General features: G+C 73.3%; 14 protein-coding genes. 5 read left to right on the plus strand and 9 right to left on the minus strand.

Annotation, left to right across the window (positions count from 1 at the left end):
- Positions 1-88: 88 nt before the first annotated feature.
- Positions 89-1,234: a helix-turn-helix domain-containing protein gene (locus ACF1GV_RS26335; protein WP_391685287.1), complete on the plus strand. Its 1,146-nt coding sequence runs from the start codon at positions 89-91 to the stop codon at positions 1,232-1,234.
- Positions 1,235-1,444: 210 nt separating this feature from the next.
- Here the strand turns inward: ACF1GV_RS26335 and sucD are convergent, their stop codons facing one another.
- From sucD to ACF1GV_RS26370, 7 genes are all read right to left on the minus strand, one after another.
- A complete protein-coding gene (gene sucD / locus ACF1GV_RS26340; RefSeq protein WP_363265824.1) occupies positions 1,445-2,329 on the minus strand; it encodes a succinate--CoA ligase subunit alpha in 885 nt (294 codons plus the stop codon).
- A 21-nt stretch (positions 2,330-2,350) separates the two neighbouring features.
- Positions 2,351-3,532, minus strand: a complete 1,182-nt coding sequence (sucC, locus tag ACF1GV_RS26345) for an ADP-forming succinate--CoA ligase subunit beta (RefSeq protein ID WP_391685289.1) — start codon at positions 3,530-3,532, stop codon at positions 2,351-2,353.
- Positions 3,533-4,115: 583 nt separating this feature from the next.
- The gene (locus ACF1GV_RS26350) at positions 4,116-5,801 is read right to left on the minus strand and encodes a hypothetical protein (RefSeq protein WP_391685291.1); all 1,686 of its coding nucleotides are present in this window, start codon (positions 5,799-5,801) and stop codon (positions 4,116-4,118) included.
- Positions 5,802-6,003: 202 nt separating this feature from the next.
- Positions 6,004-6,909 (minus strand): hypothetical protein, encoded by a 906-nt coding sequence (locus tag ACF1GV_RS26355; RefSeq protein WP_391685293.1) that lies wholly within the window; start codon positions 6,907-6,909, stop codon positions 6,004-6,006.
- A gap of 119 nt (positions 6,910-7,028) precedes the next feature.
- Entirely contained in the window at positions 7,029-8,291 is a 1,263-nt protein-coding gene (locus ACF1GV_RS26360) for a VWA domain-containing protein (RefSeq protein WP_391685295.1), read from the minus strand.
- On the minus strand, positions 8,288-10,747 hold the full coding sequence (locus tag ACF1GV_RS26365) for a DUF5682 family protein (RefSeq protein ID WP_391685297.1): 2,460 nt from the start codon (positions 10,745-10,747) through the stop codon (positions 8,288-8,290). The genes ACF1GV_RS26360 and ACF1GV_RS26365 overlap by 4 nt, the downstream gene beginning before the upstream one ends.
- A 216-nt stretch (positions 10,748-10,963) precedes the next feature.
- A complete protein-coding gene (locus ACF1GV_RS26370; protein ID WP_391685299.1) occupies positions 10,964-12,136 on the minus strand; it encodes an AAA family ATPase in 1,173 nt (390 codons plus the stop codon).
- 134 nt (positions 12,137-12,270) lie between these two features.
- Between ACF1GV_RS26370 and ACF1GV_RS26375 the strand changes: the two genes are divergently transcribed.
- Both ACF1GV_RS26375 and ACF1GV_RS26380 read left to right on the plus strand, forming a co-directional pair.
- Positions 12,271-13,623 (plus strand): SWIM zinc finger family protein, encoded by a 1,353-nt coding sequence (locus tag ACF1GV_RS26375; RefSeq protein WP_391685301.1) that lies wholly within the window; start codon positions 12,271-12,273, stop codon positions 13,621-13,623.
- A 134-nt stretch (positions 13,624-13,757) separates the two neighbouring features.
- Positions 13,758-15,389, plus strand: a complete 1,632-nt coding sequence (locus ACF1GV_RS26380; RefSeq protein ID WP_391685303.1) for a DUF5691 domain-containing protein — start codon at positions 13,758-13,760, stop codon at positions 15,387-15,389.
- 311 nt (positions 15,390-15,700) lie between these two features.
- On the opposite strand, the gene ACF1GV_RS26385 is transcribed toward ACF1GV_RS26380, so the two are convergent.
- Complete coding sequence (locus ACF1GV_RS26385) at positions 15,701-16,117, minus strand: cobalamin B12-binding domain-containing protein (protein ID WP_363265923.1); 417 nt, start codon at positions 16,115-16,117, stop codon at positions 15,701-15,703.
- A 429-nt stretch (positions 16,118-16,546) separates the two neighbouring features.
- Here ACF1GV_RS26385 and ACF1GV_RS26390 point away from each other — a divergent pair, with 429 nt between their 5' ends.
- Complete coding sequence (locus ACF1GV_RS26390; protein ID WP_391685304.1) at positions 16,547-17,479, plus strand: esterase/lipase family protein; 933 nt, start codon at positions 16,547-16,549, stop codon at positions 17,477-17,479.
- 285 nt (positions 17,480-17,764) lie between these two features.
- A complete protein-coding gene (locus tag ACF1GV_RS26395) occupies positions 17,765-19,276 on the plus strand; it encodes a M23 family metallopeptidase (RefSeq protein ID WP_391685305.1) in 1,512 nt (503 codons plus the stop codon).
- Positions 19,277-19,354: 78 nt separating this feature from the next.
- Here the strand turns inward: ACF1GV_RS26395 and pcrA are convergent, their stop codons facing one another.
- Entirely contained in the window at positions 19,355-21,841 is a 2,487-nt protein-coding gene (pcrA, locus tag ACF1GV_RS26400) for a DNA helicase PcrA (protein ID WP_391685306.1), read from the minus strand.
- Positions 21,842-21,847 lie beyond the last annotated feature (6 nt).

Below are 21,847 nucleotides of genomic sequence, written 5' to 3' on the forward strand. Positions count from 1 at the left end.
CGACACGCGCTTTCCGGGCGTAACAGGCGAAGCTCCGTTGTGTCGCTCAATATACGTTTATGTTCTTTTTCGTACGAAGGGGTGTCCGGTGAAGCAGTGCCCTGCCAACCCGCTCCCTCCGCCCGAGGAACGCCGGCGCCTGCGCGAGGCGGCCTCGCTGACGCAGGCTCAGCTCGCGGCACGGCTGGGCGTGTCCAAGGGTGCGGTGCGTGCGTGGGAGTCCGGCCGTACGACTCCCCGGGGCCCGCAGCGGGAGGCGTACGTGACACTGCTGGAGTCGCTGTCGGGGAGCGGCGGGCCGGTGACGGGGGCTCAGGAGACCGGTGCGATCGCGAAGGTGACCGTGGCCTCCGTGGGACGTACGTCGTCGGGGGCCTCCACGGTGGTGGTCGCCGCGGAGGCGGAGCCGAATCCGGCGGCCGTCGCCGGACCCGGCTCCCTGACGCCCGCTCAGGCCTTCGACGCGCTGTACGCCTTCTGCGCCCCGGCGCTGGTCCGGCAGGCGTATCTGCTCACCGGGCGGCGGGAACTGGCCCGGGAGTCCGTGGAGCGGGCCTTCCAGCGGGCCTGGGAGCGCTGGCCCGAGGTGGCCCGGGACCGGGACCCGGCGGGCTGGGTGCGGATGGCGGTGTACGAGTACGCGCTCTCCCCGTGGCACCGGTTCCGCCCCCGCTACCGCCACCCCGAGCCACCGCCGGCCGCCCCGGCCGACCGCGCGCTGATGGACGTACTCCTGAAGCTCCCGCCGTCGTACCGGCGCACCCTGCTGCTCCACGACGGGGTCGGCCTCGGTCTGCCCGAGACCGCGGCGGAGACGGAGGCGAGCACGCCGGCGACCGCGCACCGCCTGATCCACGCGCGTGAGGCGCTCGCCGCGACCCTGCCGGAGCTGGGCGATCCGGACGTGCTGCACCGGCGGCTGGCGGAGGTGGCCGCGACGGAGCGGCTGCGCGCTCCGCGGCCGACACGGGTGCGCTGCGGGGGTGAACGCCGGGCCCTGTTCTGGACACGGACGGCGATCGCGTTCACGGTCGCGATCATCGGAGCGACGGCGCTCACGCTCCGCTCGGCCCCCACGCAGTACGAGCCGCCTGTCGCCCCTGGTGAGGCGGTACGGGGGGTGCCGCCGAAGACGGCGCCGGGTCCGTTGTCGGAGGCGGAGGTGAAGCTGCGGGCGAAGTTGCGGGACTCTGCCGAGAGTGGGCCGGAGCGGTTGACTCCGTCGGGCTGGTGAGCGGCTTCCCGCCGTGCGGTTCCTGGTCGTTCGCCGGGTGCGGGTCCGTCGTGGCCGGTCGCGGCCGCGCGGCGGAGCCGCATGTCCAACAGAGCCCCCCGCCCCTGAGTGGGTGCGGTGGCCGTGTGCTCGTGATGTGCCGTCGTTGCTCGAACGCCGGCAGGCCCGTCCCCATGACGGGGACGGGCCTGCCTACGGTGAGTCGGGAACTCAGCCGGCCAGGATCTCGCGGGCGAGCTTGGCCGTCTCGGTCGGCGTCTTGCCGACCTTGACGCCGGCGGCCTCGAGGGCCTCCTTCTTGGCCTGTGCGGTGCCAGAAGAGCCGGAGACGATCGCACCGGCGTGACCCATGGTCTTGCCCTCCGGCGCGGTGAAGCCCGCGACGTAGCCGACGACCGGCTTGGTCACGTTCTCCTTGATGAAGGCCGCGGCCCGCTCCTCGGCGTCGCCGCCGATCTCGCCGATCATGACGATCAGGTCGGTGTCGGGGTCGTCCTGGAAGGCCTTCAGGGCGTCGATGTGGGTGGTGCCGATGATCGGGTCACCGCCGATGCCGACGCAGGTCGAGAAGCCGATGTCACGCAGCTCGTACATCATCTGGTACGTCAGCGTGCCGGACTTCGAGACCAGGCCGATGCGGCCCGGCTTGGTGATGTCGGCCGGGATGATGCCGGCGTTCGACTGACCGGGGGTGATCAGGCCGGGGCAGTTCGGGCCGATGATCCGGGTCTTGTTGCCCTTCTTGCCGGCGTACGCCCAGAAGGACGCCGTGTCGTGCACGGCGACGCCCTCGGTGATGACGACGGCCAGCGGGATCTCGGCGTCGATGGCCTCGACGACCGCGTCCTTGGTGAACTTCTCCGGGACGAAGATGACCGTGACGTCGGCGCCGGTCTTGTCGATGGCCTCCTTGACGGAGCCGAAGACCGGGACCTCGGTGCCGTCGAAGTCGACGGTGGTGCCGGCCTTGCGCGGGTTCACACCGCCGACGATGTTGGTGCCCGACGCCAGCATGCGCTTGGTGTGCTTCTGGCCCTCGGAGCCGGTCATGCCCTGGACGATGACCTTGGATTCCTGGGTGAGGAAGATAGCCATGGTGTTGTGTGACCTCGTCCCTTACTTCGCGGCAGCAGCCAGCTCGGCGGCCTTGTCGGCCGCGCCGTCCATGGTGTCCACGCGCTGCACGAGCGGGTGGTTGCGGTCGTCCAGGATCTGGCGGCCGAGCTCGGCGTTGTTGCCGTCGAGACGGACGACCAGCGGCTTGGTGACCTCTTCGCCCTTGCTCTCGAGGAGCTCCAGGGCCTGCACGATGCCGTTGGCGACGGCGTCGCAGGCGGTGATGCCGCCGAAGACGTTGACGAACACGGACTTGACGTCCGGGTCGCCCAGGATGATCTCCAGGCCGTTCGCCATGACCTCGGCGGAGGCGCCGCCACCGATGTCGAGGAAGTTGGCGGGCTTGACGCCCTTGTGGTTCTCACCGGCGTACGCCACGACGTCGAGGGTGCTCATCACGAGACCCGCGCCGTTGCCGATGATGCCGACCTCGCCGTCGAGCTTGACGTAGTTGAGGTTCTTCTCCTTGGCCGCGGCCTCGAGCGGGTTGGCCGCCGCCTTGTCGTGGAGCGCCTCGTACTCGGGGTGACGGAACTCGGCGTTCTCGTCCAGCGACACCTTGCCGTCCAGGGCGATGACCTCGCCGGAGGCGACCTTCGCGAGCGGGTTGACCTCGACGAGGAGGGCGTCCGACTTGATGAAGGTGTCCCACAGCTTGATGAGGACGTTCGCGACCTTGTCGGCGACGTCGGCCGGGAACTTGGCGGCCTCGACGATCTCGCGGGCCTTGGCCTCGTCCACACCGTCGATGGCGTCGATCGCGATCTTCGCGACGGCCTCGGGGCGGCTGGCCGCCACCTCCTCGATCTCCATGCCGCCCTCGACGGACGCGATGGAGAGGAAGGTGCGGTTGGCACGGTCGAGGAGGAAGGAGACGTAGTACTCCTCCAGGATCTCCGGAGCCGTCTCGGCGATCATGACCTTGTGGACCGTGTGGCCCTTGATGTCCATGCCGAGGATGTCCGTCGCGCGGGCGACGGCCTCGTCCGGGGTGGCGGCGAGCTTCACGCCACCGGCCTTGCCACGGCCGCCGACCTTTACCTGGGCCTTGACGACGGACTTGCCACCGAGGCGCTCAGTGGCTGCGCGGGCCGCCTCAGGCGTGTCGATGACTTCACCGGCCAGCACCGGTACATCGTGCTTGGCGAAGAGGTCCCTCGCCTGGTACTCGAACAGGTCCACGCGCTTCCGTCCCTATCAGTGATCTCGCGGTTCGTTGGATGCGTGGGCGTGCCGCGAAGGGCAACGTGACGTCCGCTTGTCACAAGGGAGGCGCACACGGTGTCCGAGCGCGCGGCATGTCCGTCTCGCAGGTTATCCCCGCTGGCGTTTCGGCTCTAAATCGGAGGTCACACCTCAGCGGTGATACCCGTCACATGATGCCGCGATTCACGGCACGGCGTGCCATGCGGTGCGGGACCTCACCGGGCTGGGGTTGACCCGGTGAGGTCCCTGAGCAGCCCCGGCGCCGGCCCTACGGTCCGGTGCGGGACGTGAGGCGGACGATCCCCACCCCAATGGGGACCGTCCGGCCTCCGTACCGCGGGGGTGCCACCGGATGGGCCGACGGTTTTCGGTCATCCGGGTCCGTCGCCCCCGCGGAGTCGGTGACGCGCCGGCCGGCTGCCGCGCGGTGTGCCGGTTGCCGTGCGGCTCCGGTCGCCTCGCGGTGTGCCGGTTGCCCGACGCCGGTCGCCTCGCGGCGCGGTGGATCGGGCGCGTGCGGCGGGCGCCCGCCGCTGTGGTGCGGCGCGGCGCCCGCTTCTCACATGCGGTGCGGTGCCTGCTGCCCGAATACCCCGTCAGTGTCATGCACATACCCGGGGGTGGCGGACCGCGCCACTCCCCCGGCTCCGTGCGCCGCATGCCCGGCCAGCGGGACGCCGGTGGCCTGCACGGTCCCGGACAGATCCTGCGCGAAGGGCGAGACGTCACCCGTCACCCCGTACGCGAAGGCGCCCGCCTGCCCGGCGACGCCGCCCGCGAACGGTGCGGCGTCACCCGCGACGCCGTACGCCGACCCGGTGACGCTGTCCGCCACCCCGTCCACGACCGGCCGGACGACGTCCACGACGGGCTGCGCCGCGCCCGTGACCCCGGCGGCCAGGGGCTGCACCTGGCCGGTCACGCCCTGGGCGAAGTCACCCGCCTGCCCGGTCACGCCGTACGCCAGCGGCGGCACCTGCCCGGCGACCCGGCCGGCGAACGGCGTCAGGTCGCCCTCGGCCCCGTACCCCAGCGCACCCGCGTCGGCGACGGCCTGCCCGGCGACCGGCACCACACCGTTCACGGCGGTGTGGGCCACCGGCGGCAGCACGGCGTCCGCGGCGCCCTGGCCCACCTGCCCGACGAGCCCGGTGGCGTACGACGGCACACCGCCGACGACCGGGTACGCGTCCGCGACGGCGTCCCCGGCGGTTCCGGTGACCCCCTGCGCCGCGTGGCGGGCGACCGGCGTCACGCCGTACACCGCGTCGGTCGCGACGCGGGCGGTTCCGTGGACGGCACCTCCGGCGAGCGGCGTCACGCCCGCCACCGCCCGGCCCGCGAGCGGCACGGCACCGTCGACGGCCGCGCCCGCAACCGGCGGCAGCGCCGCGGACGCCGTCTCCCGCACCACCGGCGTCACCGTGCCGGGAACCTCGGCGACCGTGCCGAGCACCCGCTGCTCCACCCCGTCGACCGCACCGGTGACATGCCCGGGGACGGCGGAGACGGAGGCCAGGGCGGCGGTCCGGACATCATCGGCCTCACGCTGCGCGGCGGCCGAGCCGCGGCCCGCGCCCGCCACGACCGGCCGCGCCGTCGTCCGTACGGCGCCGTCGACGTCCTGCGTCCTGTGCGCCGTCGCCTGCACGCCCTGGAGCCTGGTCTGCGCGGTGGCCAGCGCCTGCTCCAGCTCGGGGGCGAAGGCGGCGAGCGGACCGAAGAGGTAGTCGATGCCGTCCTGCGGGGTGTGCGGCAGCTGCTCGGCGGCGTGCGCGGCCGTGCTGTGCGCCGCGTGCGCGGTGTTCGCGGCGTGGGCCGCTTGGGCGCCGGTGATGGCCTGCGCGCCGCGCAGCCGGGGGGTGTGCGCGGTGGCGACCTCGGCGTCGACGTAGTGGCGGGCCTGGTCGGCCGTGGACGCGGGCGTGTGCACGGCGGCACCGCCGAGGAGGCCGGTCGCCGTGGACGTCGCCCGGGTGGTGGCCGGGGCGGTGGTGCCGGTGACCGTGGCGGTGGCGTCCTGGGCCGTGCCGGTCAGCGCGGAGACGGTGCCGTGCGAGGTGGCCAGGACGGTGTCGACGGTGTCCGTGACCGCGCCGAGCGTGTCACCGGCGTCGGCCGTGGCGTCCGGGGCGGACACCGACGGGGCGGGCAGTTCGTCGGCGCTGGCCACGGCCGAGCCGAGCGCCCACGCGCCGGTGACACCGGCGGCTATCACGATGGAGCGGCGGATGTTCTTGTTCATGCGTGCTTCGGATCCTTCGGGTTCTGGAGCGGCGCGGCCGCGCACCTCCGGGTCGGTGACCTCGGGGGTGGGCTGCGCCGTGGAGTGGGGCTTGGGGTTCGGGATCATCCGTCCGGCAGCGCCGCGCAGGGCGGGGCGTCCGGAGGAGCGGGCAGACCTGTGCCGCCCCCGCGCGGCAGGTCCACGGCGGGGGAAGGTCTGCCTAGGCGGGGAAGACGGGGATGTCCCGGTACCTGTCCTGGATCCGAGGTGCGGCGCCCGGGGCCGCGGTTCCGGCCCGCGCCGGCAACGGCAGCCGGTCGCGCGGCGTGACCGCGTACGCGTCCCCGTGCCCGGGCGTGCCGTCACCGGCGGCCGACCCGCCCACCACGGCACCACTCGGACCGTCGGCAGGCCCCTGCGGCACGGTGTCCCGGCCGGGTTGAGCGGAGAAGGGATGAGCGGAGAGGGGGCGAGTGGAGAGGAGGTGCGCTGTGTGGCGGGGCCGGGGCTGTGCCGACGCGGCCACCGGGCCGGAGCGGTGGGCGCGGAACGCCGAAGCGTCGGCGGCCCACACGGGTCCGGCCGGCGCGGGTGCTGCACTGTGGCCGGCAGAGACACCGCCGCCGTCAATGCCGGGTGCGGAGGGCACGGGCAGTTGCGGGGCCCGGTGAAGAGCAGGCAGCGACGGCGCCTGCGGCAACGCGGGCGGCGCCGGAAGCGCGGGGAGCGGCTGGGGGGCCGACGGGACCGGCAGCGTCTTCACGGTAGCCGCCGCGTCGTCGATGCCCGCCGTCTCGTCGATGCCCACCGCGTCGTGCACGCCCGCCGTCATGGCGTCCCGCACCTCACCGACGGGCCGCACCACGCGCGCGTCCACGGCCCTCGACGCAGGACGCGTCGCCGAGGGCGCAAGCGACGGCGTCTCCGCCGAGGCGCTCGCCACCGTGGCCGTGGCCTTCGTCAGGGGTGCCGTCGGCGCCTGCTCCGCCGCCTGCGCGCGCTGCCCGCAGAGCAGTCCGAGCACGAGCAACCCGCCCAGCAGCAACGCCGCCTGGAGTGCACGCCTCCCGGCCACCGCGCGCACGACGCGCACAGCGGCACCGGAGAGAGCGGGCTGCCAGGTCAAGAGGGCGGGATCCTCCCGTGCGAGGTAAGGCGAAACGAGCCGGGATTGCAGGGCGCACGCCTCGGGCATACGCGGCATCGATCCTTGCATGCGACGCCCGAGGTTGCGCAAGCCCCCTGTTACCGATGGGTAGTCATGTCCGGTATGGGCAGCGGCCGCTTCTCGATCGCCGCCGCCATCACCTCAGGGAAAAGGTCGGGCGTGCAGGCGAACGCCGGTGCCCCCAGCGCGGCGAGCGCGGCCGCGTGCTCCCGGTCGTAGGCGGGCGCCCCCTCGTCCGACAGCGCGAGCAGCGCCACGAACTGCACCCCGGACGCCTTCATCGCCGCGACCCGCTTCAGCATCTCGTCGCGTATGCCGCCCTCGTAGAGGTCGCTGATCAGGACGACCACCGTCTCCGCGGGCCGGGTGATCCGCGACTGGCAGTAGGCGAGCGCCCGGTTGATGTCCGTGCCGCCGCCCAACTGCGTCCCGAACAGCACGTCCACCGGGTCGTCCTGCTGGTCCGTGAGGTCGACGACGGCCGTGTCGAACACGACGAGCCGTGTGCTGATCGACCGCATCGAGGCCAGCACCGCGCCGAAGACGGAGGCGTGAACGACGGACGCCGCCATCGAACCGGACTGGTCGACGCACAGCACGACGTCCTTCTTCACCGACTGCGAGGCGCGCCCGTATCCGATGAGCCGCTCCGGCACGATCGTCCGCTGCTCCGGCAGGTAGTGCTTGAGGTTGGCCGCGATCGTCCGGTTCCAGTCGATGTCGTGGTGGCGCGGGCGCCGGACGCGGGCACTGCGGTCCAGGGCGCCGGTGAGGGCGGCCCGGGTGCGGGTGGCGAGCCGCTTCTCCAGGTCGTCCACGACCTTGCGCACCACTGCACGCGCGGTCTCCTTCGTGGTCTCCGGCATCGCCTTGTTCAACGACAGCAGCGTGCCGACGAGGTGCACGTCGGCCTCCACCGCCTCGAGCATCTCCGGCTCCAGCAGCAGGGTGGACAGACCGAGCCGGTCGATGGCGTCACGCTGCATGACCTGGACGACGGAGGAGGGGAAGTAGGTGCGGATGTCCCCGAGCCAGCGCGCGACGGACGGCGCCGAAGCACCCAGGCCCGCCGAACGGTCCCGCCCCTTGCGCGCCTTGTCCTCCTTGCCGTACAGGGCGGTCAGCGCCCCGTCCATCGCCGCGTCCCGGCCGGACAGCGCGCATCCGGTGCCGTCCGCGGCGTCCCCGCCGAGCACCAGCCGCCAGCGGCGCAGCCGTTCCCGCGCACCCGCCGTTTCCGCGGCGCCCGCTTCCGTCGCTTCCGTCGCTTCCGTGATCGTGCCTTCCCTGGTCCGGCGTTGCGTGGACCTGGCTTGCGTGATCCTGCGTTCCGTGGTCATGCGCGCGCCCCCGCGAGGTCGTCGACGTCGGTCGTCTCCTGGTCGCCGTCCAGGCCCAGCAGCAGCCGCACCACGGGCAGCACCGCGTCCGCCCGCTCGGCGTCCAGACCGGGCCCGAAGCCGGGGACACCCTCGGCACCGGCGGCGGCGCCCCTCCCCCGGTCCTGCGGCCCGCGCCGGACCAGCTCGCCGAGCGTTCTTCTCACCCCCGGCTCGTACGCCGAGAACGTCCGCCGCAGCAGGGGCAGCACGTCCGTGAACGCCTCCGCCGGCACCCCGGTCAGCCAGCCGTCCACCAGAGTGAGCAGCCGCTCGTCGTGCACGAGCAGCATCCCGCCGCCCCCACCGCCCACGAAGCCCTCGATCCACGCCGCCGCGTCGGCCGGCGGCGCACCCGGCGACAGGGCGAGCCCCATCAGCCGGGCCGCCTCGTCCTGGTCCAGCGCGCCGTCGTCCAGCAGCAGCCGCACCGCCCGCCCACGGATCACACCGGGCACCGTGTCGCGCCCCGACAGCACCCGCAGCACGCCCTGCCAGCGGACGCGCAGCGTGCTCGGGGCCGCCGAGGCCCCCGGCACCTCCCGGGTGTCGCCCAGCAGGCCCACTGCCCCGTGGACCGCGTCCACATGGCGCCGCGTCTCGGCTGCGGCGTCCGCGTCGAGCGCGGCGCACGCCGGAGGCAGCCCCACGAAGATCCGCTCGGCGAGCCCGGCGGCGACCTCCGCGAGCGCGGCGGTGTCCGTGCCGCGCACGTCGCCGTAGCGCAGGGAACGGACCAAGGCGGGCAGGGCCTGGGCCAGATGCCCGACGTCCGTGTCGAGCGCCGCCCGGTCGGCGAGGACCCGCATCACCACGGGCAGCGCGTCACCGAGCCCCGCCAGCAGGCACTGCTCGGCCAGCGCGGTGACCTCCGCCAGGGCCTGCGCGGCGAGCGCGTCCGCCTCGGTCTTGCCGGTGGCCGCGGCGAGCACGGTCGTGCCCCACACCCCGGCCTCGGCGACCCGCACCGACAGCTCCGGCTCCCAGCGCAGCCGCCACGTCTCCCGGAAGGTGCCCGTACTGCCCCGCGAGGCGACCGGCTCGCCCCACGTGATCCGCAGCAGCCGCAGCCGGTGGAGCAGCCGGCTGCGCTCGGCGTCGGTCTCCTTGCGCAGGTCGAGTTCGAGCTCCCGCTCCGCCGCCTCGGGTTTGAGCCGCAGCCGGCGCTGCAGCCGCCCCAGATCGCGTTGCAACGGCACCGCCGGCGCCGTCTGCGGCACCTCGCCCAGCACGTCCCCCACGACGAGCCGGTCGTGCACCAGCGCCAGCGGCACGTCCGAGCCGTCGCACATCACGGCCCGCACCGCGTCGGTCGTCTCGCTGAGCCCGGGCAGCGGACGTCCGCGCACCGCCGCGAGCGTCTCGGCGAGCCGTACCGCCTCGATGACGTGCGCGGACGAGACGAGGCGGTCCTCTGCCCGCAGCAGCCCGGCCACCTTGGTCATCCACCGCTCGACGGGCCGGTCCGGTGCGTCGAACAGATGGCCGTACCACCCCGGCGAGGCGATCCCGGCGCCGTATCCGCCGGCCCTCGCGAGCCTGCGATACGTCCATGGCACCCACGTCAGGTCGGCCTTGACCTTCGGCAGCCCCTTGAGCAGCGCCTTGTCGGCCGTGACCGTCGGGCGCCGCCGTAGCGCCGGAACGTGCCAGGCACCGCACACCACGGCCACGTCCTCGCCGAACTCCTTGTGCGCCGAGCGCAGTTGGAGCCGCATATGGGCCTCGCGCACCAGGTCCCGGTCGTGTCCCCCGCTGCCGTAGGTCTCCCGCAGTGCCGTCATCGCCTCCTCCAGGACGGTGAACGGCGCGAACGGGTCCCGCCGCTCCGGCCCGCGGTGCTCGACGACGTCCTCCCACCAGCGCTCCGGATCGTCGTACCCGGCGGCGTCGGCGAGCACGGCGAGCGGATCGAGCCGCACTCCGGCGGCGAGCCCACCGGCCCCTGGGCTGCCCGGCTCGGCCCCGCCCGGCACGGATCCGTCCGTCCCCTTTTCCCCCTCGGGCCGGTCGTACAGGTGGGGCCGGTCGGGCAGCCCCCCTTTCCCCTCGTCCCTCTCCCACGCGAGCGAGTGGACGGCCGGCAGATCGATGAAGCGGGCCGGGACGTCATGGGCCAGGGCCCAGCGGATCGCCACCCACTCCGGGGAGAACTCGGCGAGCGGCCAGAACGAGGAGCGGCCGGGCTCGTCCACCGCGTGGGCCAGCAGCGCCACGGGCGGGTGCATGTCCGGCTCGGCGGCCAGCGGCAGGAGGGCGTCTGCCTCGGGCGGCCCCTCGATCAGCACCGCCCGTGGCCGCGCCGCGTCGAGCGCCGCGCGCACCGCCCGGGCCGAGCCGGGCCCGTGATGACGCACCCCGAGCAGCAGCGGCCCCGGGCCCGGCCACCCGCGCCGGATCGCCTCACCGTCCGTCATCGCATCCCCCTCATCCGCACGGCCCATGTCCTCACCTGCGCGACCACCACGGGCGTGGTCTTCGCGCGCCCTTAATGCCCCGTCACGGCCCCGTCTCCGGCGCGCACACCCTCCCCTGCGAGCCTCCGTTGCCCGCGGACCCACCGCTCCCGGAGGAGCCTCCGCCGCCCTCACGTCCCGCGGAGCGGCCCCAGCCCAGGTCGTCGTCCCCGCGCGTCATGCGCTCACCTCCCGGCAGGCGCGGTAGAAGTCGCTCCAGCCGTCGCGCTCGCGGACCACCGCCTCCAGGTACTCCTGCCACACGACCCGGTCGGCGGCCGGGTCACGGACCACGGCGCCGAGGATGCCGGCGGCCACGTCACCGGCCCGCAGCACACCGTCGCCGAAGTGGGCGGCCAGCGCGAGGCCGCCCGCGACGACGGAGATCGCCTCGGCCGTCGAGAGCGTTCCGCTGGGCGACTTGACCTTGGTGCGCCCGTCGGCGGTGACGCCGTCGCGCAGTTCACGGAAGACCGTGACGACGCGGCGGATCTCGTCGATGCCGTCGGGCGCGGCCGGCAGGTCGAGCGAGCGGCCGATCTGGTCGACGCGCCGGGAGACGATGTCCACCTCGGCCTCGACGCTCTCCGGCAGCGGCAGCACGACCGTGTTGAAACGGCGGCGCAACGCGCTGGAGAGGTCGTTGACCCCGCGGTCGCGGTCGTTGGCGGTGGCGATCAGGTTGAAGCCGCGGACCGCCTGCACCTCCTGGCCCAGCTCCGGTATCGGCAGGGTCTTCTCCGACAGGATGGTGATCAGCGTGTCCTGCACGTCGGCCGGGATGCGGGTGAGCTCCTCGATGCGGGCGGTCATGCCCTCGGCCATGGCGCGCATGACCGGGCTGGGCACGAGGGCGTCCCGGCTGGGGCCGTGGGCCAGCAGCTGCGCGTAGTTCCAGCCGTAGCGGACGGCCTCCTCCGGGGTGCCGGCGGTGCCCTGCACCAGCAGGGTGGAGTCGCCGCTGACGGCCGCCGCGAGGTGTTCGGACACCCAGGTCTTGGCCGTGCCGGGTACGCCGAGCAGGAGCAGGGCGCGATCGGTGGCGAGCGTGGTGACGGCGACCTCGACGATGCGGCGCGGCCCCACGTACTTGGGCGTGATCACCGTGCCGTCGGGCAGGGTGCCGCCGAGCAGGTAGGTCGCCACCGCCCACGGTGACAGCCTCCAGCGCTGCGGGCGCGGGCGGTCGTCCTGTGCTGCGAGCGCGGCGAGTTCGTGCGCGAAGGCGTCCTCGGCATGCGGTCGCAGGACGTCGGCCGGTCGCGCCTGGGTCGTGTGCGCCTCGGTCGGTCCCGTCTCCTTGTCCTCTTTCGCTTCGTCGGAAGCCGGTTGATCCACGGTCACAGACATGGCGAAGTCCCCCTCCAGCCGGGCCGGTCGGTGATCTGGCATCCACCGTGCACCACGCCACTGACAACGCGTTCCGACCTGCGCAAACGCGCTCGCCGGGCCGATTGTCAGTGGGGGGGCCTACCGTCGACGACATGACTGAGCAGGGGGTGCGCTGGAGTGCGGACCAGGTGCTGGCACTGGCACCTGACGCCGCGTCGCGCAAAGCGGGAAGCAGGCTCGGCGTGGCCGGCCAGTGGTCCGAGGGGGGCCGTTCCGGCGAGGGGATCGTGTGGGGGCTGTGCAGGGGCAGCGGCGGCTCGGCGTACCGGACGGTGGTGGACGTCGCCGATGTCTCCGAGCCCGCGTATTCCTGCAGTTGCCCGAGCCGGAAGTTCCCGTGCAAGCACGCGCTGGGACTGTTGCTGCTCTGGTCGGGCGAGGAGGACGCGGTGCCTCGGGGGGAGCCGCCGGCGTGGGCGGCGCAGTGGAGAGAGGGGAGAAGGAAGCGGGCCGCGGAGAGGGGGCCGGAGGGAGGTTCCGCCGCCTCCTCCGCCGATCCGGAGGCGGCCCGGCGGCGGGCCGAGCGCCGGGCCGAGCGGATCACCGCCGGCGCCACGGAGCTGGAGCAGCGCCTGGCCGATCTGCTGCGCTCGGGCCTGGCGACGGCAGAGCGGGCGGGGTACGGGATGTGGGAGGAGACAGCGGCCCGCATGGTGGACGCGCAGGCGCCCGGGCTGGCCGCGCGGGTACGGGAGTTGGGCGCGATACCGGGCTCCGGCCCGGGCTGGCCGGTGCCGCTGCTGGAGGAGTGCGCCCTGGTGCACCTCCTGGACCAGGGCTGGCTGCACCGCGAGCGGCTGCCGGAGGGCCTGGCGGCGACGGTGCGCTCCCGCGTCGGCCTGCCCGTGACGCCGGACGGTCCTGCGGTGCGCGACCAGTGGCTGGTCCTCGCGCAGTACGACACAACGGGGGACGCGAAGCTGACGACCCGCCGGATATGGCTGCACGGCGTCGCCACCGACCGTACCGCGCTGCTGTTGTCGTACGGCGCCGCCGGGCGCGCCCCGGAGCTGGCCCTGCCGGTCGGCCTGGCGCTGGACGCGGAGGTGTCCGCGTATCCGGGAGACGGCCGGCAGCGGGTGGCACTGGGCGAGCGGTTCGCCCCGCCCGCACCGACGGCCGTACGGCCCAAGGGGGTGACGACCGCGCAGGCGACCGCCCGTTACGGCGAGGCGCTGCGGGACGATCCGTGGCTGGAGTCCGTCCCGGTGACGCTGGAGTCGGTGATACCGACGCCCGGTGGGGACTCGTGGCAGCTCGCGGACGCCGACGGTGACAGCGCCCTGCCGCTCACCCCGGCCGCTGCGGCCCGCCCCGGCCTGTGGCGGCTGGTGGCCCTCTCCGGCGGCGACCCCGTCACCGTCTTCGGTGAGTGCGGCCACCGCGGTTTCACCCCGCTCACCGCCTGGCCCCACGGCCCCGGCGACGCCGTGTCCCTGTACTGAGCACGGCCCGATGACGCGCCCGGGGGCACGAGGGGCACATCCGTCCCCTTCCTCGGCCCCCATCCGTCCGGCATCCCGGGACACCCCGGGGTGAGCCTTCGACCGTTCCCGGTCGTCCCAGCGAAAGGAAGCGCATGAACTCGACCCCGGCTCCCGTGGCCCGGCCGGCTCGCCCCGCGTCCGGTGCCTGGGAGGACCTGGTCACCGCGGCGCTGCTCGGTACGGACCGGCGCACCCCGCCGGTGCCGCTCGGAGGCGGCCGCGAGGCCCCCGTGGCGCTGCTGGACGCGGCGGCCGAGGCGACCGTGCGCCGCCGTGCCGGGCTGCGGCCCGCCGCGGCCGCGCCCCGGCCCGCGCCCGCCCCCGCCGACCCGCGCCCCCCGCTGCCCGCGGCGGCGGCCCGCAGACTCGGCACGCTGCTGGCCGACCGCCCCGGCACGGCCACCGGCCGCAGAGGCACGACACCGGATCTGATGGAGCTGCTGCCGCAGTGGCTCGCCGCGGCGAACGCGGGGGGCTGGGCGCCGCCGCCCCAGGCGCTGCCCGCGCTGCTGGACGCGGCGCGCGGCCGGACGGATCTGCGGCCGGCGGTACTGGAGTTCGCCGGGCCGCGCGCGCTGTGGCTGGCCCGGCTCAACCCGGACTGGCGGTTCGCCCTGCGGGCCGCGCCCGGCGGCGGCACGGCACTGCCGCAGCCCGGTCAGCGGGCGGAGATCGAGCAGCTGTGGCAGGAGGGTCTTTTCGCCGAACGGGTCGCCCTCCTCTCGGCGTTGCGCGCCCGCGATCCCGGGGCGGGGCGCGCGCTGCTGGCGGCGACCTGGGCCACTGAGCGTGCCGAGGACCGGCTGATGTTCCTCGACTCGCTGCGCACGGGCCTCGGCCCGGACGACGAGCCGTTCCTGGAGCAGGCTCTCGCCGATCGCAGCCGCAACGTGCGTGCCACGGCGGCGGAGCTGCTGTCGGCGTTGCCGAGGTCGGCGCTCGCCGCCCGGATGGCGGTGCGCGCCGGCGTGTGCGTGGCCCTGGACCGCACGCGCGAAATACCCACCATCGTCGTGGAGGCGCCCCACGAATGCGATCCGGGCATGGAGCGCGACGGTGTGCAGGCCACGGCGCCGACCGGGCGGGGTGAACGGTCGTGGTGGTTGGGTCAGTTGGTGGAGGCCGCGCCCTTGAGCACCTGGTCCGGGCGGCTGGGCGGGCGGACGCCGAGGGAGATCGTGGCGCTGCCGGTCGCCGACGACTGGCAGGGCGAACTGCACGCGGCCTGGTGCCGGGCGGCGGTCCGGCAGCGGGACGGCGGCTGGGCGCGGGCGCTGCTCGGCGAGCCGTCGGCTCCCGAGGCGGGCGGTCCGGGCGCGGTCTCCCTGGCCGAGCGGGCCAAGCTGCTCGGCACGCTCCGGCCCGCCGAACGGGCCGAGTGGGTCGCCGGGTTCATCGCGGCGCACGGCCTGTCCGAGGCGTTCCAGCTGCTCGGGGTGTGTGCGGTGCCGTGGGCGGCGCTGCTCGGACGTGCGGTGGTGGACGCGCTGAACATCGCACGGGACGCCGGAAGTTACCCATGGAGTTTCAGCGGCGTGATGGGGCTGGCCGAGCGCTGCCTGGATCCCGCGGAGGCCGGGCGCCTCGACGGGCTGCTCGCGGTACCGGACGAACCGGAGGACGCGTCGCCGGGGGCCGGGGGCTACTGGGCGGAGGCCTTCCAGCGGCTCATGACGACACTGCGGCTCCGCGCGGCGATGATGCGGGAGCTGGAGGCACCGTGACCGCGATGGTGGGCGGCCACCGAAGCCGGACGCCGGGGCACGCCCCGGGGCCCGCCCCAGGACCCAGCCACCCGGGGCCCGCCCCGACTCCGGACACCCGCGACCCGCCCCGGGCCCGATCCCGCCACGGCACACCCGGGCACCGGCCGACCGGCAACTCCCTCGGACTCCGGCCGACCGCGACACCCTCCAGCACCGAGAGACCTCGCAGGCGCCCTCAGGCACCGCTCAGGTACTCCGCAGACACCCCCGGACGCCACCACTGACCCACCGGCGGCGCAGCCCCCGGCTCCCGTCGGCCGTGCCGGGCGTCAGGCCTCGGCAGGCTGCCGTACGTTCGCGCGTACCCAGTCCACGATGGACTGGGTCGTCGCACCCGGGGTGAAGATCTCCGCGACGCCCTTGTCCTTCAGCGGCGGGATGTCGGCCTCCGGGATGATCCCGCCGCCGAAGACCAGGATGTCCTCGGCGTCCCGCTGCTTGAGCAGGTCGATCACGGCCGCGAAGAGCGTGTTGTGCGCCCCGGAGAGGATGGACAGCCCGATCGCGTCGGCGTCCTCCTGGATCGCGGTGTCGACGATCTGCTCGGGGGTCTGGTGAAGCCCGGTGTAGATCACCTCCATGCCCGCGTCGCGCAGCGCACGCGCGATGACCTTGGCCCCGCGATCGTGGCCGTCGAGCCCCGGCTTCGCCACCACGACGCGGATCGGACCGGCTGCCACACCCATCACTGCCTCCATGAAGCGACTGCATCCATCCCCACCGACGCCTACCGACAAGGCCTGCGGTACCCACACCGGCCTGGGGAGTGAACGAACGTTATCGCCCAGCATCCCGCAACCGGCCGTTTCGCGGTGCACAGCGAGGGGGAAATCACACAGTGGGACATGTTCATCGCGCACGGTTCCCTGATTCCGGGAGCCATGCGACACACACTTCCGGGGCACTCGTACCCCAGAAGGAACAAGCGCCACGGGAGCCGCTACGAGGTCGCCGTGTCACCGCGCCGCAGGCCACGCGGCGTGAAGGCACGGCGTATCGACACAGGAGCACATCGCAGACGCCGTAGGACACGCCGTCGACGGCCTCGGCCCCGGCTTCCACGAGGGCACAGGGAAGACAGAGGAGTCCTCCCAGGTGCCGACAGGAGGTCGGCCATGACGGTCACCAGGGTCCTCTATCCCTTTCTCCCCCTCTGTCAGCGCCTCCTGCCGAGCAGGCTGGCCGGACTCTCGGCGGCCCTGCTGAAGGCGACCGCCCTGGAACTCGCGATCCTCACCGGTCACCTCCTGCTGTATCCCTCCGGCATCGTGCAGGAGCGCCGCAGCCGCCCCCTGCCCGCGCCGGCCGGCCCCGGACGCGGTGTCTCTCCCGGCGCCGCCCCAGGGCTCACCAGCGACGACACGGCCTGCGAGGTCCCGGATCCGGCCCGGCTGCCGGTGCCGACCCGGCCGCCCGTGGTGCTGCTGCACGGCTTCATCGACAACCGGTCCGTGTTCGTGCTGCTGCGTCGCAATCTCGCCCAGCACGGCAGGCAGCGCGTCGAGTCACTGAATTACTCGCCGCTGACCTGCGACATCCGCATCGCGGCCGAACTGCTCGGGCGGCACATCGAGGAGATATGCGAGCGCACGGGCAGTGAGCGCGTGGATGTCGTCGGGCACAGCCTCGGCGGCCTGATCGCCCGCTACTACGTGCAGCGGCTCGGCGGCGATCACCGAGTGCGCACGCTGGTCACGCTGGGTACGCCGCACTCCGGCACCCGGGTGGCGCCGCTGGCCAACGCCCATCCGATCGTGCGCCAGATGCGGCCCGGCTCGCCGGTGCTCGAGGAGCTGGCCCAGCCGGCGCCGGGCTGCCGTACGCGTTTCGTGAGCTTCTGGAGCGACCTGGACCATCTGATGGACCCGCTGGAGAGCGCCTGCATCGACCACCCCGACCTGCTGGCGCACAACGTCCGGGTGACCGGGATCGGCCATCTGGCCCTGCCGGTTCACCCGGCCGTGGCGGCCGGCATACGGCAGGCCCTCGACGCGGAGCTGCCGGGAGCCGACGCCGGCACGCGTGCGGGCGGCCTGACCGTGGCCTGACGTCGCAGGACGGCCGACCGCACCCGGCCTTTCGGTCACCTCATGTGACCGGAAGGCTGCACTCCGGAACGGTCCGGGAATCGTCGCCAAACACCTCGACGGCAACAGGCAGTCGAACAATCATCGAACACCAGGCCAAGTACGCGTCTGGGACGGCCAAAAGACGGCCGAATGCCCGTTTCCTGCGCGCACGAAACCAGACGAAGATTGTCGTGCCCGCGTACCGCCGGGTACAGTCGCCGCACTGCTCTGGCAGCCCCTGTTGTCGAGGCGAAAGAGAAGTTGGTGAACGACCGTCACCCGTCGGGGACCATGACCACCCCGGCTCCGGCTTCCGACGCCTCCTCGGCGCAGTACGCGTCGTACGGCGCGCAGGACGCCCCGTACGGCAACTTCACCACCCACAACGCGTATGACGCGAGCGGTTTTTCCGGAAGTGAGCACAGCACCGGGACGTTCGCGACCGACCCGCTCTTCGGCAGCCTCCCGGACGACGGCGGCTATGACACCGGTCAGTGGGCCACGGGTGGCCACCAGGCGGTGCCTCAGGACCCGTACGCGGCCCAGCACCACGCCGCCTACGACACGGGCGCCTACGACACGACCGCCTGGACGACCGGCTACCAGCACCTGTCGGCCATCCCGCCGCAGGCCGATCCGGCCGATGCCTCCGGCCAGTGGGACGCGTCCGCCTGGCTCCAGCCCGACCAGGCCACCGCCGACGCCACCCAGCAATGGGACTGGGGCACGCAGACGTTCGACACCGGCGTGTACGACGCCACGCAGTGGAACAACGGCGGCACCGCCGACGCGAGCGGCGGCTACGAGCACCAGCCGGAACCTTTCGACCAGCAGGCCACCGCGGCCTTCGACCCGCACGCCACCGCCGATGCCACCGCCACCTTCGACCAGGTCTCCTACGAGGAACCCGGGCACGAGGACGGCGAGTCGACCGCCACCGGTGAGCTGCCCGCCGTCGACCTGGCCTCCGCTCCCCTGCTGGAGGAGCAGGAGGAGGCCGGGCCCCGCCCGTCCCGCGCGGCGGCCCGGAACTCGGGACGCTCCCGCCGCCGTACGCCCGCCAAGCGGTCGGTGCTGCTGACCATCGCCGTACCGTCGGCCTGTGTGATGGGTGTCGCCGGGATCGCCACCGCCTCCGTCAACGCGCTCAGCGGCGACGACACCACGGACACCACCGCCTCCGCCGCGGACGGGCACGCCGTGAAACCGTCCGCCGCCAACAACAAGCTGGACACCCAGCTCGCGAGCCTTTCCGCCGGCGCCGACGACTTCGCCGACCGGGCCAGCCGCACCCAGGAGCGCATCGACCTCAAGGCGCAGCAGGAACTGGAGCGCAAGAAGGCGGCGGAGGAGGCGGAGCGCAAGGAGCGCATGCGCCCCAAGTTCGCGCTGCCGGTCCTCCAGCACGGGCTGAGCGCCTACTTCGGCCAGGCCGGCATCAACTGGATGTCGGTGCACACCGGCATCGACTTCCCCGTCTCGTACGGCACCACCGTGATGGCCGCGACCGACGGCGTCGTGCGCACCCAGTGGAACAGCGCCTACGGCAACATGCTGATCCTGACCGCGAAGGACGGCACGGAGACCTGGTACTGCCACCTCTCCAGCTACCGCGTCTCCGCCGGTACGAGCGTCAAGGCCGGGCAGCCGATCGCGTACTCCGGCAACTCGGGCAACTCCACCGGACCGCACCTGCACTTCGAGGTGCGGCCGGGCGGCGGCGCGGCGATCAACCCGCTGCCGTGGCTGCGCAGCCACGGCCTCGACCCCAGCTGAGCCCCACACCGGACCTGAGCCGGCCGGCGCCCGCTTGGGGGCCGCCCGGGGGCCGAAGCCCCCGGTGCGTTCCCGCGGTCAGAGCTTCTCCACCGGCGCGTACCGCAGCAGCAGCCGCTTCGGCTTGCCGTCACCGAAGTCGATCGTCGCCTCGGCCTTGTCGGCGGTGCCCCTGACCTCGACCACGCTGCCCAGCCCGAACTGGTCGTGGGTGACCCGGTCCCCCACCGCCAGTGAGACCACCGGCTTGTCCCCGGCGCGCCGCGTGGCGAACCCGGACGCACCGGCGGCCGACGAACGAGAGCGGGACGAGGACAGCGAGGCGGCGATCCCCGAGGCCGGCCCGGAGGAGACGGGCGCGGACCCGCCCGTGCGCTTCCACTCGACGTGCTGCGGCGGAATCTCCTCCAGGAACCGCGACGGCGGGTTGTACGACGGCTGTCCCCAGGCGCTGCGCAGCGTCGACCGTGTGAGATACAGCCGCTCGCGGGCGCGGGTGATGCCGACGTAGGCCAGGCGGCGTTCCTCCTCCAGCTCCTTGGTCTGGCCGAGGGCCCGCATGTGCGGGAAGACGCCGTCCTCCATGCCGGTGAGGAACACGACCGGGAACTCCAGGCCCTTGGCGGTGTGCAGGGTCATCAGGGTGATGACGCCGGAGCCGTCCTCGTCGTCGTCCGGGATCTGGTCGGAGTCGGCGACCAGGGCGACCTGCTCCAGGAAGTCGGAGAGTCCCACCGGCTCGCCCTCCCCGCGCTCCTGCTCGAACTCCAGGGCAACGGCGGCCAGTTCCTGGAGGTTCTCGATGCGGGTCTCGTCCTGCGGGTCGGTGGACGCCTGCAACTCGGCCAGATAGCCGGTGCGTTCCAGGACGGCCTCGAGGACGGTGGCCGGTCCGGCGCCGGACTCCACGATCGTGCGCAGGTCCTCCATCAGCGTGTTGAACCGCTTGACGGCGTTCGTGGAGCGCGCGGCCATGCCGTATGCCTCGTCGACCCGCTTCAGCGCCTGCGGGAAGCTGATCTTCTCGCGCTGGGAGAGGGCGTCGATCATCGCCTCCGCGCGCTCGCCGATGCCGCGCTTGGGCACGTTGAGGATGCGCCGCAGCGGCACGGAGTCCTCGGGGTTGGCGAGGACACGCAGGTAGGCCAGGACGTCCCTGACCTCCTTGCGCTCGTAGAAGCGGACGCCGCCGACGACCTTGTAGGGCAGGCCGACGCGGATGAAGACCTCTTCGAAGACACGGGACTGCGCGTTGGTGCGGTAGAAGACGGCGACGTCGCCTGCCTTGGCGTCGCCCGCGTCGACCAGGCGGTCTATCTCGTCGGCGACGAACTGGGCCTCGTCGTGCTCGGTGTCGGCGACGTAGCCCGCGATGCGGGCACCCTGGCCGGCGTTGGTCCACAGGTTCTTCGGGCGCCGGGACTCGTTGCGCTCGATGACCGCGTTGGCGGCGGACAGGATGGTCTGCGTGGAGCGGTAGTTCTGCTCCAGCAGGATCGTCGTCGCGTCCGGGTAGTCCTCCTCGAACTGGAGGATGTTGCGGATCGTCGCACCGCGGAAGGCGTAGATCGACTGGTCGGCGTCACCCACCACGCACAGCTCGGCGGGCGGCAGGTCGTACTCGCTGGGCGGGGTGTCCTCGTCGTGCTCACCGGTGCCGACCAGCTCACGGACCAGCGCGTACTGGGCGTGGTTGGTGTCCTGGTACTCGTCGACCAGGACGTGCCGAAAGCGGCGGCGGTAGTGCTCGGCGACGTCCGGGAAGGCGCGCAGCAGGTTGACCGTCGTCATGATCAGGTCGTCGAAGTCGAGGGCGTTGGCCTCGCGCAGCCGCGACTGGTACAGGGCGTAGGCCTGGGCGAGGGTCTTCTCGAAGCCGTCTGCCGCCTGGGCGGCGAAGTCCTCCTCGTCGATCAGCTCGTTCTTCAGGTTGCTGATCTTGGCACTGAAGGACTTCGGCGGGAAGCGCTTGGGGTCGAGGTCCAGGTCGCGGCAGACCAGGGCCATCAGCCGCTTGGAGTCGGCGGCGTCGTAGATCGAGAAGGACGATGTGAAGCCGAGCTTCTTCGACTCGCGGCGCAGGATGCGCACGCACGCGCTGTGGAAGGTCATCACCCACATCGCGTTCGCGCGCGGGCCGACGAGCTGCTCCACGCGCTCCTTCATCTCACCCGCGGCCTTGTTGGTGAAGGTGATCGCGAGGATCTGGCCCGGGTGGACGTTCCGCTCGGCGAGCAGGTAGGCGATGCGGTGGGTGAGCACCCGGGTCTTGCCGGAGCCGGCGCCGGCCACGATGAGCAGCGGGGAACCGGAGTGCTCGACGGCGGCGCGCTGGTTGTCGTTCAGCCCCTCCAGCAGTGCGGCGGAGTCGAGCACGGGGCGCGGTGCGCCGTCGCGGTAGTACGTGTCCCGGTCCGGCGGGGGCACGTCGAACTTCCCGCCGAACAGATCGTCCGGAATCGCTTCCGGAGCGTGATCGTCCTCGGGTGGCGGCGGGGGTTCCTCCGCGTGGGCCCGAGGGGCCTGGAGGTCCGCCAGGAAGCTGTCGTCAAAGAGGCTGCTCATCGCTCT

The sequence above is a fragment of the Streptomyces sp. NPDC014006 genome (assembly GCF_043088925.1).
GTDB lineage: Bacteria > Actinomycetota > Actinomycetes > Streptomycetales > Streptomycetaceae > Streptomyces.

Excerpts from the sequence above, each read along its gene's own strand:
- ACF1GV_RS26360 (WP_391685295.1), bottom strand. The coding sequence starts at position 8,291 with ATGACCACGGAACGCAGGATCACGCAAGCCAGGTCCACGCAACGCCGG.
- ACF1GV_RS26370 (WP_391685299.1), bottom strand. The coding sequence starts at position 12,136 with ATGTCTGTGACCGTGGATCAACCGGCTTCCGACGAAGCGAAAGAGGAC.
- ACF1GV_RS26385 (WP_363265923.1), bottom strand. The coding sequence starts at position 16,117 with ATGGGTGTGGCAGCCGGTCCGATCCGCGTCGTGGTGGCGAAGCCGGGG.
- ACF1GV_RS26390 (WP_391685304.1), top strand. The coding sequence starts at position 16,547 with ATGACGGTCACCAGGGTCCTCTATCCCTTTCTCCCCCTCTGTCAGCGC.
- sucD (WP_363265824.1), bottom strand. The coding sequence starts at position 2,329 with ATGGCTATCTTCCTCACCCAGGAATCCAAGGTCATCGTCCAGGGCATG.
- ACF1GV_RS26350 (WP_391685291.1), bottom strand. The coding sequence starts at position 5,801 with ATGAACAAGAACATCCGCCGCTCCATCGTGATAGCCGCCGGTGTCACC.
- ACF1GV_RS26375 (WP_391685301.1), top strand. The coding sequence starts at position 12,271 with ATGACTGAGCAGGGGGTGCGCTGGAGTGCGGACCAGGTGCTGGCACTG.
- ACF1GV_RS26380 (WP_391685303.1), top strand. The coding sequence starts at position 13,758 with ATGAACTCGACCCCGGCTCCCGTGGCCCGGCCGGCTCGCCCCGCGTCC.
- pcrA (WP_391685306.1), bottom strand. The coding sequence starts at position 21,841 with ATGAGCAGCCTCTTTGACGACAGCTTCCTGGCGGACCTCCAGGCCCCT.
- ACF1GV_RS26365 (WP_391685297.1), bottom strand. The coding sequence starts at position 10,747 with ATGACGGACGGTGAGGCGATCCGGCGCGGGTGGCCGGGCCCGGGGCCG.